This is a genomic window from Pseudomonas mandelii (assembly GCF_002251635.1).
GTDB classification, from domain to species: domain Bacteria; phylum Pseudomonadota; class Gammaproteobacteria; order Pseudomonadales; family Pseudomonadaceae; genus Aquipseudomonas; species Aquipseudomonas mandelii_B.
The window spans coordinates 1-14,246 of the sequence record NZ_NMOJ01000247.1; the positions used below are offsets into that span (position 1 = coordinate 1).

At 60.7% G+C, this 14,246-nt stretch carries 14 protein-coding genes and 1 pseudogene; 8 read left to right on the forward strand and 7 right to left on the reverse strand.

Annotation, left to right across the window (positions count from 1 at the left end; all coding sequences use genetic code 11):
* Both B7L09_RS30390 and B7L09_RS30395 read right to left on the reverse strand, forming a co-directional pair.
* A partial coding sequence (locus tag B7L09_RS30390; protein ID WP_255143018.1) for a P-type ATPase actuator domain-containing protein occupies window positions 1–698 on the reverse strand: 698 nt, incomplete at its 3' end.
* 286 nt (window positions 699–984) lie between these two features.
* Window positions 985–1,260, reverse strand: a complete 276-nt coding sequence (locus B7L09_RS30395) for a hypothetical protein (RefSeq protein ID WP_094471909.1) — start codon at window positions 1,258–1,260, stop codon at window positions 985–987.
* 582 nt (window positions 1,261–1,842) lie between these two features.
* Between B7L09_RS30395 and B7L09_RS30400 the strand changes: the two genes are divergently transcribed.
* The 4 genes and pseudogenes from B7L09_RS30400 to B7L09_RS30410 all read left to right on the forward strand — a co-directional run bounded on the left by B7L09_RS30400 (window position 1,843) and on the right by B7L09_RS30410 (window position 5,532).
* Entirely contained in the window at window positions 1,843–2,427 is a 585-nt protein-coding gene (locus B7L09_RS30400) for a cyclase family protein (protein WP_438269361.1), read from the forward strand.
* Window positions 2,428–2,523: 96 nt separating this feature from the next.
* Window positions 2,524–2,729, forward strand: a pseudogene (locus tag B7L09_RS32975) (cyclase family protein); the annotation flags it as partial.
* 217 nt (window positions 2,730–2,946) lie between these two features.
* Entirely contained in the window at window positions 2,947–4,530 is a 1,584-nt protein-coding gene (locus B7L09_RS30405) for an aldehyde dehydrogenase (NADP(+)) (RefSeq protein WP_094471910.1), read from the forward strand.
* Between the two features lie 72 nt (window positions 4,531–4,602).
* Window positions 4,603–5,532, forward strand: a complete 930-nt coding sequence (locus B7L09_RS30410; protein WP_010455268.1) for a LysR family transcriptional regulator — start codon at window positions 4,603–4,605, stop codon at window positions 5,530–5,532.
* On the opposite strand, the gene B7L09_RS30415 is transcribed toward B7L09_RS30410, so the two are convergent.
* The 3 genes from B7L09_RS30415 to B7L09_RS30425 form a co-directional block, all read right to left on the reverse strand.
* Window positions 5,525–6,508, reverse strand: coding sequence for a cyclase family protein (locus B7L09_RS30415; protein WP_010455266.1), 984 nt, complete (start codon window positions 6,506–6,508; stop codon window positions 5,525–5,527). The two genes, B7L09_RS30410 and B7L09_RS30415, sit on opposite strands and share 8 nt — an antisense overlap.
* Before the next feature lie 142 nt (window positions 6,509–6,650).
* Window positions 6,651–6,965: an NIPSNAP family protein gene (locus B7L09_RS30420; protein ID WP_010455264.1), complete on the reverse strand. Its 315-nt coding sequence runs from the start codon at window positions 6,963–6,965 to the stop codon at window positions 6,651–6,653.
* Window positions 6,966–6,978: 13 nt separating this feature from the next.
* On the reverse strand, window positions 6,979–8,145 hold the full coding sequence (locus B7L09_RS30425; protein WP_010455262.1) for an iron-containing alcohol dehydrogenase: 1,167 nt from the start codon (window positions 8,143–8,145) through the stop codon (window positions 6,979–6,981).
* A 155-nt stretch (window positions 8,146–8,300) separates the two neighbouring features.
* Here B7L09_RS30425 and B7L09_RS30430 point away from each other — a divergent pair, with 155 nt between their 5' ends.
* From B7L09_RS30430 to B7L09_RS30445, 4 genes are all read left to right on the forward strand, one after another.
* Window positions 8,301–9,089: an SDR family oxidoreductase gene (locus B7L09_RS30430; protein ID WP_094471911.1), complete on the forward strand. Its 789-nt coding sequence runs from the start codon at window positions 8,301–8,303 to the stop codon at window positions 9,087–9,089.
* A gap of 268 nt (window positions 9,090–9,357) precedes the next feature.
* Window positions 9,358–10,671 carry an MFS transporter gene (locus B7L09_RS30435; RefSeq protein WP_010455258.1) on the forward strand — a complete coding sequence of 438 codons (1,314 nt, stop codon included), beginning with the start codon at window positions 9,358–9,360 and terminating at the stop codon, window positions 10,669–10,671.
* A gap of 16 nt (window positions 10,672–10,687) precedes the next feature.
* Window positions 10,688–11,707: an NAD(P)/FAD-dependent oxidoreductase gene (locus tag B7L09_RS30440; RefSeq protein WP_255143024.1), complete on the forward strand. Its 1,020-nt coding sequence runs from the start codon at window positions 10,688–10,690 to the stop codon at window positions 11,705–11,707.
* Between the two features lie 209 nt (window positions 11,708–11,916).
* The gene (locus tag B7L09_RS30445) at window positions 11,917–12,510 is read left to right on the forward strand and encodes a DinB family protein (protein WP_094471912.1); all 594 of its coding nucleotides are present in this window, start codon (window positions 11,917–11,919) and stop codon (window positions 12,508–12,510) included.
* Here B7L09_RS30445 and B7L09_RS30450 read toward each other — a convergent pair.
* Complete coding sequence (locus tag B7L09_RS30450; RefSeq protein ID WP_094471913.1) at window positions 12,431–13,351, reverse strand: LysR substrate-binding domain-containing protein; 921 nt, start codon at window positions 13,349–13,351, stop codon at window positions 12,431–12,433. The genes B7L09_RS30445 and B7L09_RS30450 overlap by 80 nt on opposite strands.
* A gap of 394 nt (window positions 13,352–13,745) precedes the next feature.
* On the reverse strand, window positions 13,746–14,105 hold the full coding sequence (locus B7L09_RS30455) for a DUF6124 family protein (RefSeq protein WP_094471914.1): 360 nt from the start codon (window positions 14,103–14,105) through the stop codon (window positions 13,746–13,748).
* Window positions 14,106–14,246 lie beyond the last annotated feature (141 nt).

Sequence of the window (14,246 nt, forward strand, 5' to 3'; positions counted from 1 at the left end):
GCGCTGCGGGTCGCGGACTTTTGCGTGACGTCGCCGAGGGTGTCGTACTTCTCGACCGGCAACGCTTCGCCGGTCAGCACGGCCTGGCTGATAAACAGGTCGCGGGACTCTATCAAGCGGATGTCGGCCGGGATCATGTCGCCGGCGCTGAGCTGGACGATGTCGCCGGCTACCAGTTCGCGCATCGGCACTTCGCGCAGCACCGGGGTGTTGCCTTTTTGTCCGCGTCGCAGCACGGTCGCGGTGGTGCGCACCATGGCTTTCAGGGCTTCGGCGGATTTGGCCGAGCGGTGCTCCTGCCAGAAACGCAGCAGGCTGCTGAGCAAGACCATGAGCATGATGATGATGACTTTGGTCAGGTCCGCCTCGTCGCCTTCGCCCTGGCTGATCGGCAGCCAGTAATCGGTGAAGAAACTGATGCCGGCCAGGGTCAGCAGGACATAGATGAAGGGATTGTTCAGGGCTTTGAGCAGTTGGACGATGGCGTGAGGCGGCTTGTCGTGGGCGACCTCGTTATAGCCTGCGCGGGCCAGCCGGCCTTCGGCTTCGAGTTCAGTCAAACCGTCAGGGGTGGCGTTGAGATTGGCGAGGGTGACGGCCAGGCCGTTTTGCGCTTCCCGGGCGGCGCGCATCGACAGTTTGGCATTGTTGCTGCTGGCGCCTTTGGCGCGAATATCCGGCGTTTTTACAGTCGTCATTGTGTGTGCTCCTGCCGCCGTCTTGCGGCACGACACACAGCACGCTCATCTATTCATAGGCGAGCGAATGTATGTCGAGTCGCAAACAGGCGATCAATTTCGAAAGTGTTGTTTTCTTGTGTTTTAACGTTCGCTGCGTATCAATGGAAAGTTGATAGGCAGCGAACCGTCTACTGGCTTCGTCCATAACTAACTCCGATAACGTTGTGTTTTGACAGGCAATAAGAAGTTGCCGAATTCCCTATTAAGGAAAACGTTGGGGGAAGAACTTTAAAGTGCCTTCAGGTCAACTGAATGTGCGGGTATCGAGGGTAAGACCGAACATCCGCGCAATGCGCCGACCCGGTGGTTCCTGGCTGTCGTCGAAGCTCCAGCGTTGCTGAAGCCGGCCCGTCATCGGGCAGACGCGCCAGTTGGCACGAGGGTTTGCCTTGGCAGGGGCAGAAGGGGTGGAAAACGGGGCGCTGACCCGCGTCGTCAACAGACGCTCACGGCACAGCTTGACCCGCATGGTCGATGCAAAGGCGCGCACGCCCGGCATTACGGTGGTGTTGAAGTTCATAACATGCCTCTGGACCGGACGGACGCCGGTGAGGCAAGTTACGGCGGAGCATCAAGCTCTAGCGCAGCTCACCCGACCGAAAAGTCGAGTCCCGTCATTGACTGGATTATGTGCCAGGTTCCGCGAATTCGCAGTGTCCCGGCAGCGACTAGATACTGTGTCCATTGGATTCTTTTGTGAGTTGAAAAAAGGCCTTCGTCGAAGGCCCGGGCAATTTACTCAGGGAGGTGGGTGAAGTCAACCTTCAATGCCCGCTAAATGCCGAGTTGAATGGAAAAACATCGAATCTTCATATTGAAGTTGGACGCTGTTCAGCTAAATGACAGTTAGTTGCAACCTGTGATTAACGAGAGACACGATTGCGATAATCTCTCGGCGAAATGCCGAGGTTGCGCTGAAAGGTAAAACGCATGCGTTCTTCATCGACGTCGATGCTGGCTGACCCGCCGCTGTCGCGAGCAGGCTCCCCCCCACTGATGTCACTCGTGATAATCCAGAACAATTGTATTGCCCATCCCTGTCTGTTTCCCCACAGACGGGCTGCGTACCTTGGGTCCACTGCAACCTCACAAGGACCCGCTCATGCTGACCCGATTGGTACTGCCGTTTGCCCTGTTGTTCACCCTCCATGCCGCTCACGCGGCGGATGCCGAAAAATGGTACCCCTCGAAATACGGCGCCAACGATGAAATCGGCGCGCTGAATCTGTTAAACGCCGAGTCGGTGATCAACGCCTCCAAATTGATCAAGAGCGGCAAAACCTATCCGCTGGCCGTGCCCATCGACAAGACTCTGCCAGCCTTCCGTCACCGCAGTTTTCACCTGACCAACATCCAGCCGGGCGAGGCGGGTGGCACCACCATGGGGCCTAACAAGTTCACCTTTAACGATGAACTGGTGGTCGGCTGGACCGGTGTCGGCACCCAACTCAACGGCATCGGCCATATCGGCATCGACAATGTCTACTACAACGGCAACCGTGCGGCGGACTTCGTCACCGTCGAAGGCGTGAAAAAACTCGGCATCGAAAAAGTCCCGCCCATCGTCACCCGTGGCGTGGTGCTGGACATGACCGCCGTGTACGGCAGCGCCATCGTGCCGGAGAAAACCGAGTTCAGCGTTGCCGACATCCAGAAGGCACTGGACCTGCACTCTCACAGGGTTTAGTGGCGATCAAAAAAACCGGGGATGACACCCATCCACTGTGGGAGCGAGCTTGCTCGCGATAGCGGTCTACCTGCAGCGCATTTGTTGAATGTACAACCGGCCAAATGGCTGGCGGACAAGCAGATCGTCGCGGTCGGCGGCGACACCTGGGCTTCGGAAATCTGTCCGGCGAAAGACGGTCAGGCGTTCCCGGTCAACCAGTTCATGCTGGCCAAAAACGGCACCTACAACCTTGAGCTGATCGACAGTCGCTGTACAAGGGCTCGACCCAGGTCAACATCAACCCGGTCGCGATCCATTGACATCAGCAGTGGTAACGTAGAAACGTCCGCCAATTTCGTCGCGATTCACTGACACCTGGTACCACCGATGACGGGCGGGGGATGACGAATACTCATCCCCTGGCCCGTTGTTGTCATTTGTTGCCCATCAACCCGGCCAATAGAGTGAAGCGTGCGCCTTCGGCGTACCCCTTCAATTCGAATGATCGCCTGCCGAACGCCGGCGAGGGAGTTTTTGATGTCCGCTATTTTGGGCCAGCAGTTTATCGACGGGCAGCGCAGCGCTCTGGGCGGCGAAACGTTGCAGAGTTTCGACGCCAGCACCGGGCAAGCACTGCCCTATGTTTTTCATCAGGCCAATGATCAGGAAGTCGCGCTGGCAGTGACGGCCGCCTCGCGAGCTTTTGCCCCGTTTCGTCAGCTGTTGCCGTTACGACGTGCGCAATTCCTGGACGCGGTGGCCGACGAGCTGGAGGCGCTGGGTGATGATTTCATTGAGTTGGTCTGCCGCGAAACCGCGTTGCCGGCTGCGCGTATCAAAGGCGAGCGCGGACGTACCAGCGGGCAGATGCGTTTGTTTGCCACAGTGTTGCGCCGTGGCGACTTCTACGGCGCACGTATCGACAACGCCTTGCCCGACCGCCAGCCGCTGCCGCGCCCGGACTTGCGCCAATACCGTATCGGCCTCGGCCCGGTCGCAGTGTTTGGCGCGAGCAATTTCCCCTTGGCGTTTTCCACGGCGGGTGGCGACACCGCTGCCGCGCTGGCGGCGGGTTGCCCGGTGGTGTTCAAGGCCCACAGCGGGCATATGGCGACGGCCGAGCGCGTCGCCGATGCAATCATTCGGGCGGCCGAGGCCACCGAGATGCCGGCGGGTGTATTCAACATGATCTTCGGCGGCGGCGTCGGCGAAGCACTGGTCAAGCACCCGGCGATCCAGGCAGTCGGCTTCACTGGTTCGCTCAAGGGCGGTCGCGCACTGTGTGATATGGCGGCGGCCCGCCCGCAGCCGATCCCGGTGTTTGCCGAGATGTCGAGCATCAACCCGGTGATTGTGTTGCCCCAGGCGTTGCAGGCTCGCGCGGAAACAGTCGCCGAGGAACTGACCGCGTCGATCAACCTCGGCTGCGGCCAGTTCTGCACCAGCCCCGGACTGATCATCGGCCTGCACTCGCCGCAGTTCAGCGAGTTCCTGGACGTATTCGCGCAAAACATGGGCAGCCAACCGGCCCAGACCATGCTCAACGCCGGCGCCCTGAACAGCTATCGCGCAGGTCTTCAACACATCGTGGCCCACGAACGGGTCGATCACCTCGCCGGTCAGCCGCAGGGCAAATCCAAGGCGCAACCGCAGCTGTTCAAGGCCGACGTACAGTTGTTGCTCGACGGCGATCCGTTGTTGCAGGAAGAGATCTTCGGCCCGGCCACGGTGGTGGTGGAAATCGCAGACCGGCACCAACTGCGCGCCGTGCTCGGCAGTTTGCACGGTCAACTGACCGCCACGCTGATTGCCGATCCGGCGGACCTGGATCGCTTCGGCGAGCTGTTGCCGCTACTCGAAGACAAGGTCGGACGCTTGCTGCTCAACGGCTACCCGACCGGCGTCGAAGTCAGTGATGCGATGGTGCATGGCGGACCCTATCCAGCCACTTCGGATGCGCGCGGCACCTCAGTCGGTACCTTGGCCATTGATCGCTTCCTGCGGCCGGTCTGCTACCAGAACTATCCTGATGAGTACCTGCCCCAGGCGCTGCAAAACGCTAACCCGCTGAGCCTCAATCGACTGGTCGATGGCCAGTGGAGCAGGGCGCCCCTGAGCTAACCACTTTGCCCACGCCGGCAAATGGCGGCGTGGGCCTGACGGATTTGTCCATTGAATCGAGCACACACCGATATGGTTCCTTCACTTGGCAGCATCGCTTCGCGGCTTCGACTCAAACAACTGCGGTTGCTGATCGCGCTGGACGATCGTGGCTCGTTGCACAAGGCCGCCGAGCACATTTCGATTTCCCAGTCCGGCGCCACCAAGGCCTTGCACGAAGTCGAGTCGTTGCTTGGGATGCCGCTGTTCGAACGTCAGCCCAAGGGCCTGGTTGCTAATGAAATGGGCCGTTGCATGATTCGGTATGCACGGCTGATCTACAGCGACGTCGAACATTTGCGCGAGGAAATGCTCAGCATCATGCAGGGCCAGGGCGGGCGGTTGTCGGTAGGCGTGATCATGGGCGCGGTGCCGTTGCTGACCCGGGCCCTGAGCGAATTAAGGCTCAAGCAGCCGGAGTTGTCCGTGGAACTGGTGGAAAACACCAGCGCCACCTTGCTCGGTTTGCTGGATCAAGGGCGGCTGGACCTGGCGATCTGTCGCACCAGCGTCGGCCAGCGCTCGGACGCTTATGACTGCATCGAACTCAGCGAAGAGCCCTTGGCGGTGGTCGCCAGCAAAGACCATCCGTTGGCCCGTGCCGAGTCGTTGCAGTTGTCGCAACTGAGCGATTACCGCTGGGTGGTCTACCCCAAGGACATGCCGATGCGCCAGGCCCTGGAGCGTGAGTTAAATGAGGCGGGGCTGGAGATTCCGCGTTATCCGCTGGAAACCTCATCGACCTTCGCCACCATTCTGTTGGTGCAGCAGGACCCGACCTTGCTGGCGGTGATCCCGGTGGAAGTCGCGCAATTCTGCGAGCAACACGATTTGCTGGTGAAATTGCCGGTGTCCATGCGCGCGCTGATCGAGCCTTATGGTGTGATCAGCCGGGCCGGCGCCGACCTGTCTCCGGCAGCGACCCTGCTGATCAACGAGCTGAAGCAGGACCTGACTACTTGATCACAATCGGATTCACTGGCGCACCGGTCCCGCCGACAATCTTCAACGGCGCGGCGGTGTAGAGGAACTGCCACTGGCCGTCTTCGGCGCAATCACTGGCCAAGTCGTCGAGCAGCGCCACTTCGGTGAAGGTCACGCCGAGGTTGCGCATCAAGGCATTGTGCAGCGGGATCAGCACGCCCGAGGTGGGGTCGACCGCTACTTCGTTGGCCATGGTGTCGGTCACCAGGTTGGGAATTTCCATCTGGTGAAACCACTCCACCAGTTCGCGGCTGAAGGTCAGGCCCGGCTCGGCGAAGTCCTTGTAGAACTCTTCCGGTTCGCGCTCATAGAACGAGCCAATCCAGCCGGTGCGGATGATCAGGATGTCGCGCTTCTGGATCTCGATGCCCTGCGCCTTTGCAGCAGCCTGCAGGTCCAGGTGGTTGAAGGTCTCCCCCTTGTCCAGCACCGCTTTGCCGCGATGGCGCGCCATGTCGATCAGCACCGCGCGGCCGACAATTCCGCGTTCGGCAATCGGCAGGATGCTGGCCTTGTCCATGCTGCCGATGGTGCTCATTGCGTCATAGCCGTTCCACAGTTTGTTGTCGTGCCAGACGTGGCCGAGCGCATCGTATTGGGTCGAGCCTTGCAGGTGCATGAAGATCACATCGTCGGCGTATTCCACGTGACCGTCAAAGTGGGTCTTGCCCGCCAGGAAGTGGCCCTTGTCCAGCACGTTGACACGCATCGACGGGCGTCGGCCGGGCCACAACGGCTCGCCCTTGGGATGGCCGATCTGCACTTGCAGGGTGAAGGTCTTGCCTTGGCGAACCGAGGCGATGCCACGGAGGATCTCGGCGCTTTGCAGGTAATTCAGGGCCCCGACTTCATCGTCCGGCCCCCATTTGCCCCAGTTAGTGGGCAGGCCTTCGAGCAAGGCCTTGATGTCGGGTGATCGGTCGGCGGCGGTATTGTTGGGATTGTGGTCGCACATGAGGTTGTCCTTGGTTTGAGCCGATTCGGCAGGCCAGTACAAATCCCCGTGTGGGAACGAGCCTGCTCGCGATGGGGAGTGCCAGTTAACTTTGATGCGTCTGACATACCGCTATCGTGAGCAGGTTCGCTCCCACAGGGGTTTATTTGATCGGGGAGAAATCGGCGGCGATCAGCAGTTTCGATTCCATCTTTTCCAGCATCGGGAACGCTTTCGGCACGAAACCCTCTAGCCAGTCAGGGTCCTGATACAGCGCAGCCCGTTTCTTGATCCGGTCATCAAGGCTCTCGTAGGCCCAGATGTGGATCACCTGATTCAGCTCGCCGATTTCGGTGTACCACCAACCCACCAGCGTGGTGTAGCGGGAGATCACCGGTAGCCCGACCTCCTCGAAGTGCTTGAGGTAGGTCTGCATTTTTCCGATTTGAATCGTGTAGGTGCGCATTTCGTAAAACATGGGCGTGTTCTCTTCAGGAATGAATGCCGTGCCAGGCGTTGCTGATGATTCGCTCAATGTCGGCGGCGGTGGTCAGGCGTGGGTTGACCAGCACGTTGCCGCTGCGCATCGAGTCACTGACCATTTGCGGCATGTAATCCAGGTCCACGCCCAGGTCCTTGATGTTGTCGGGAATGCCGATGGCCTTGTTCAGCGCCACCACGTGGTCCACCACTTTGTGCCCGGCGCGGGCCAGGTTCAGGCCGTCGATGTCTTCGCCCATGGCGATGGCAATCTCGCGAAACAGCTCCGGGCAGGCCGCCAGGTTGTATTCGATGACGTAGGGCAGCAGCGTGGCGTTGGCGATGCCGTGGGGAATGTTGAAGACGCCGCCGAAGGTATGGGAGATCGCATGCACGTTGCCCAGTTTCGATTGGGCGAAGGCCACGCCCGCCAGGAACGACCCAAGCAGCATCTGTTCCCGGGCGTGCAGGTCGGAGCCGCTGAAAAATGCCTTGGGCAGGTGCGTGCAGATCATCTTGATCGCTTGCAGCGCCAGGGCCTGGCTGACCGGGTTGGCCTGCTTCGACACGTAGGATTCGATGGCGTGGGTCAAGGCGTCCATGCCCGTCGCAGCGGTGATCGACGGTGGAAGTTTGAGCGTCAGCTCGGCGTCGAGAATCGCCAGTTTCGGAAACAGTGCCGGGCTGATGATCACGGTTTTGAACAGGGTCTTGGTGTTGGTGAACACGGTGGAGGCGGTGCATTCGCTGCCAGTGCCGGAGGTGGTCGGGATCGCGAAGATCGGCAGGGGTGGGTGCAGCAGTTTGTCGTAGCCCTCGTAGTCGAGGATGTTGCCGGGGTTGGTGGCCATGGCCGCCACGCCCTTGGCGGTGTCGATGCTGCTGCCGCCACCGACGCCGATCACCGAGTCACAGTCGTGGTTTTTCAGGAAGGCCACGGCTCGTTCCAGCACGTCGGTGGTGGGGTTCGGTTCGACGCCGGAAAACACTTCATAGCCGATGTCACTCTCGGCCAGGGAGGCGAAAAAACCTTCCATCACGCCCGACGCCATCAGCCCTGTGTCAGTGACCACCAGCAGTTTTTTCCGAACATGGGGCTTGAGCAATGCACCGGCCTGACGCACCAGGCCGTTGCCGCTTTTCAAAGTGGTGGGGAAATAAAACTGGAACGGGTTCATGGGTTTCTCCGGTTCTTATTGGTCCGCAGACAGTAAGTCGCTGTACAAGGGCTCGACCCAGGTCAACATCAACCCGGTCGCGATCCATTGACATCAGCAGTGGTAACGTAGAAACGTCCGCCAATTTCTCCACTCAACACCACAGGAGCACCCTCATGGATTTGGCTATTTCGGGTCGCTGGGCGATTGTCTGCGCTTCCAGCAAAGGGCTGGGTCTGGCCTGTGCGCGCGCCTTGGCAAAGGAGGGCGTCAACCTGGTGATCAACGCGCGCGGCAGCGAAGCCTTGCAGGTCGCCGCCGAACAATTGCGCAGCCTGGCGCCGTCCATTGACGTGTGCACGGTGACCGGCGACATCAGCGATCCGCGGGTGCGAAAACAGGTGCTGGCGGCGTGCCCGCAGGTCGACATCCTGATCAACAACGCCGGTGGCCCGCCGCCCGGGGACTTCCGCGACTGGCAGCGCGAAGACTGGCTGAAGGCGCTGGATGCCAACATGCTCACGCCCATTGAGCTGATCAAAGCGTGCGTCGACGGCATGGCCGAGCGTGGGTTCGGACGCATCGTCAACATCACCTCGGGCGCCGTCAAAGCGCCGATTGATGTGCTGGGCCTGTCCAACGGCGCCCGTAGCGGTTTGACCGGATTCATCGCCGGGCTCGCACGGCAGTCGCGGCTGGCCGGACACAACGTGACCCTCAACAACCTGCTGCCCGGACCGTTCGAAACCGAGCGTTTATACAAGACCTTGAGTGCGGCCGCCGAAGCCAAGGGGGCCAGCGTCGAGAGCATTAGCGAACAGCGGCGCAAAAACGTACCGGCCCAGCGCTTCGGGCAACCTGATGAGTTCGGTGCGTATTGCGCGTTCATTTGCAGCGCCCATGCCGGTTTCCTCACCGGGCAAAACCTGTTGCTGGACGGCGGCAGTTACCCGGGAACGTTCTGATTTTTCAGCGTGAAAGGAATGCTCGCAATTGAGCGTCGATATCGAATGCGTGGTGGTCGGCGCCGGAGTGGTCGGGCTGGCGCTGGCTGATCACCCGTCAGCCAAGATGTAAACCCAGTAGGAGCGAGGCTTGCCCGCGAAGGCGGAGTGTCAGTGGACATCATTGTTAATGACACATCGCCTTCGCGGGCAAGCCTCGCTCCTACTGGTTTTGCGTTAATAGGCGGGTATTGGGCCGCTTGCACCCACAACAACAAGAGCGCCCCTCATGAACAATCCGAGTGCCGAAACCCTGCGGCTCGCCGCCGCGTCTGCCACCGAGCGTCCGACCAGCGTGCGCTGGCGGATCTTCCTCATCATGTTGCTGCTGACCGCCATCAACTACATCGACCGCGCTTCGCTGTCGGTGGCCTTGCCGCTGATTTCCAGTGAGTTCCAGATCCCTCCCGCGCTGGAAGGCTTGATGCTCAGTGCGTTTTTCTGGTCGTACGCATTGATGCAGATTCCCGGCGGCATGCTGCTGGACCGTTTTCAGACCCGTCGCGTCATCGTCATCGCGACTGTCGCCTGGGGCGCCTTCCAGGCCTTGGCTGCTGGTGCGCATAACTGGATCACGCTGTTGATTACGCGCATGGGGCTGGGCATCGCCGAGTCGCCGATCATGCCGGCCGGGGCCAAACTCAACGGCGCCTGGCTGACCCCCAACGAACGCGGACGCGGCGCGGTGCTGGTCGATGGCGGCGCACCGCTGGGCAGTGCTTTCGGCGCGATCATCATTGCCGGGCTGATCGGCTGGTTCGATTCCTGGCGCATCGCCTTCGTGATCGCCGGTATCGGCACCATGCTTGCCGGTGTACTGGCGTGGAAATACATCCGCAACCATCCCAGCGAACACCCCGGTGTCAACGCGGCGGAACTGGCGCACATCACCGAAGGCAATCGCAAAGTCAGCCAACCCGGCACGGTGACCAGCATCTCCCTCAAAGAGCTGCTCAAGGACCGTTCGGTGCTGGCGATGTTCGCCGGTTACTGCTGCATTCTCAGCGTGTTCTACGGTTTGCTGACCTGGATGCCGAGCTACCTGCACCAGACCCACGGCCTGAACATTTCGAGCATGGGCGGTGCGACCTTCCTGATTTTCATGTGCGGTTTCGTCGGCGAGCTGGTCGGCGGTTATCTGGGGGATAAATGGAAAACCAGCGGTGCCTCGCCCAACCTGGTGATGCGCAGCATGTTCAGTGGTTCGGCGCTGGTCGCGGCCCTGTGCATGCTGGCGGTGGCCTATACCAATGAAGCCGGCAAGGCCATCGGTCTACTCTGCGTAGCGATGTTTTTCATTCGCTGGTGCGGCATGTACTGGTGCATTCCGTCGATCCTCGGTGGCACCTCGAAAACCGGTGTGCTGGCCGGCACCATGAACTTCTGCGGCAACATGGCCGGGGTTATCGTGCCGATCCTGATCGGATTGATCGTGCAGTTCACCGGCTCGTATTTCCTGGTGCTGATCTTCTTCGTGGTCATGGCCATGCTGCTGGCGATATTCTCCAGCCTGATCGATTATCGGGAACGAGGGCTGGCTTGACATGAGCGTAGGGCAGGTGAGCGTCGATATCGAATGCGTGGTGGTCGGCGCCGGCGTGGTTGGCCTGGCGGTGACCAGGGCACTGGCCCGCAGCGGGCGGGAAGTGATCCTGATCGAAGCCGGCGAGGGGATTGGTGTGGGCATCAGTTCGCGCAATTCAGAAGTGATCCACGCCGGCATCTATTACCCGAGCGGCAGCCTGAAAGCGCAATTGTGCGTGGAGGGCAAGCATCGCCTGTACGCCTTTTGCGATGAGCGCGGTGTCGATTACCAGCGCCTGGGCAAGTTGATCGTGGCCACCGATGACAGCCAGTGCGCGGCCTTGCAGAGGTTGCTGGAGCAGGGCCGGCGCAATGGCGTCGATGACTTGCAATGGCTGGACGCCGGGCAGGCTCGGTCGCTTGAACCGGCGCTGTCCTGCGTCGCCGCGCTCTGGTCGCCGTCCACCGGGATCGTCGATTCCCATGCGCTGATGTTGGCGCTTCAGGCAGACGCCGAAGCCTCGGGCACCTCGATTGCCTTGCACACGCCGTTGGTGTCCGCCCGTTGCACCGAACAAGGTTTCGAATTGCACATGGGCGGCGCACAGCCGATGACCTTGACCTGTCGCGAGTTGATCAATTGCGCCGGTTTGTCCGCGCCGGAGGTGGCGAGCCGGATCGAAGGCTTGCCGACGCAATACGTTCCCGAGGCACGCCTGTGCAAGGGCAGTTATTTCAGTTTCAGTGGCCGGGCGCCATTCCGGCATCTGGTGTATCCGGCACCGGAGAGCGCCGGCCTGGGCGTGCACATGACCCTCGACCTTGGCGGGCAGGCGCGTTTCGGGCCGGACGTCGAATGGGTCGACCATGTCGATTACCGCGTCGATCCGCGCCGGGTCGACGGGTTCTATCAGGCCATCCGCCGCTACTGGCCGACGTTACCCGATAACAGCCTGCAACCCGCCTACAGCGGCATCCGCCCGAAGATTTCCGGCCCGACCGAACCGGCCGCCGACTTCCTCATTTTTCAGCGTGAAAGGAATGCTCGCAATTGAGCGTCGATATCGAATGCGTGGTGGTCGGCGCCGGAGTGGTCGGGCTGGCGCTGGCTGATCGGCTGGTGCAACGCCTGACACCGCAATCCTTGTAGCAGCAGCTGCTACACCCGTCGCGTTGCGGTGAAGTGCCGGTTATCAGCGTCTGCGCTGCCAACCGCCGAGCGGTCTATGCTTGCCAGTGCGCCCATCGTAATGGGAGAACTCTGATGATCAACATACGCACTGCCCGCATGCTTGCCGATTACAAGCAATGGGCCGATCAGCGCCTCTTTGACAGCCTGGCCGCGCTGCCGCCGGGGGAGGTCAACAAAGAGCGGGTGTCGGTGTTCAAGAACATGATCGGCACCCTGAACCACATCTATGTCGTGGACTGCATCTGGCAGGCTCACCTCGAAGGCCGAGGGCACGGCTTCAAAACTTCACACGATCTGCTCCATCCCGACCTGGCTGACTTGCGCATGGCGCAAAAGGAGATCGATCACTGGTATTGCAACTGGAGCGCGAGGCAGACCGAGAGGTCATTGGATAAGTCCGTCGAGTTCACGTTCGTCTCCGGCGAGAGCGGCACCATGAGCGCCGGCGCGATGCTGCTGCACGTGGTCAACCACGCCAGTTACCACCGCGGCTGGGTGATCCAGATGTATTTCGACATCCCGGCGATGCCACCGATGACCGACATGCCGATCTTCCTGCGCGAGACCGACCCGGCTTTCAACACGCTCAGAGCACCGGCAACTCAGCCGACATGTGTTGGGCGATTCGCGAGCGCAACCAACGTTCTGCCGGATCGTTATCGTTGACCCCGTTCCAGACCATGGACAGTTCGGACAGCACGATGTCAAACGGCGGGTCGTCGGCCCGCAGCTGGTTGCTGCCTTCAATCAGCGCACACGCTGCGTAGTCCGGCACCGTGGCCAGCAGGTCGGTGCCGGCCAGCAGGGCGCGCAACCCGGCGAATTGCGGCACCGCCAGCACCACCCGCCGCGAGCGGCCGATGCGTGCCAGATCGTTGTCGATGGCACCGGTCAGATCCCCGGAAAACGACACCAGCGCATGAGGGCGTTCGCAATACTCATCCAGGGTCAGGGGGCCGGGACGGTTATCGCCACGCAGAATCTTCACGCTCAGGTCCCGCAATTTCTTGCGCTTGGCATTGGCCGGCAGTTCTGTGGTGTAACTGATCCCGACGGAAATCTCCCCGGAGGCGAGCATCGGTGACATCAGCAAGTAATTCACCCTTCGCACCACCACCACGACGTTCTGCGCCTCTTCGCGTATTTGCTTGAGCAGCGGCGGAAACAGACCAAACTCGGCGTCGTCGGACAAGCCGATGCGAAACACATCGCGGCTGGTGGACGGGTCAAAATCCTTGGCCCGGCTGACCGCGCCGGAAATGGTGTCCATCGCCGGCTGCAACTCCTTGAGAATCACCAGGGCGCGCTGCGTCGGCTCCAACACCCGGCCATTGCGCACCAGCAGCGGGTCGTCGAACAGATCGCGCAACTTGGCCAGCGAAGCACTGACGGCGGGCTGACCGAGGAACAGTTTCTCCCCGGCCCGGGTCAGGTTCTTCTCGAACATCAACGTTTCGAAAATCACCAGCAGGTTCATGTCCACGCGGCGCAGGTCGTTGCGGTTCATGTGGGGGTACTCGCAGGGTTTTTGAGTCTTTTCAGTAAAGCATCAAACCCTGTGGTGAGAGGACACCGGTGATAAGGGGTTACTTGTGATGTTTTGGGGCCGCTGCGCGACCCAACGGGGGTAAACCCCCTCGCCACCAGAAAGGGGACGCATCTNGCTCCCGCTCGGCTGCGCAGCAGTCGTAAATCGGCTGACGCGATCTTGCTGAAGTTGCAGGTTTTAGGGCTGCTTCGCAGCCCAGCGGGAGCAAGCTCCCTCAACGGGGGTAAACCCCCTCGCCACCAGAAAGGGGACGCATCTATTTATCTATCCGCTGCGCCGCGAAGCGGCCCCAAAAAAAGGGGACCGCTGTATAACTCAAAGTCAGTTATTCACTCACCACAGCAAGCGGCACTTACTTGGGCAGATCAATCGTATCCAACACCCGGTTCGCCGTGATCTCCGCCATCATGATGCTGTTGGAAATCCCCAGCAGGGCGTAGCGCGACTCTCCCTCCAGGTGATCCACCAACTGGTGGACCATCACGTCGACCGAGGCGAGTATTTCGACCAGATAAACCGCCAGGGTTTCGGCCGTGGCCTCGGGGTCTACGGAGAACAGGGTGCTGCGGGTTCGCGGGGTGGCTTTGATGTCGGCGTTCGATGGGAAGTGGAAGTCGAGGGCCCGTTCGGCGGCCTCGTTGAGTTTTTTTGAATCGGGTTCGTAGGGGGAGACTGGATCGGTTTCAGGTGGGTTGGGNGTAACTTTGAACATAAGCTAAGTCCTTTAGTGAAGCCGCAACCCTCTTGCTACTAAACATAAGGGTGGCGGCTGTTCGCAGGTTAGTAGACCGGGGACCTAGCAATCCGGCGCGCCCGAGGGCGCCCTGCGCACAGCCACCATCAAGTGCAGGNA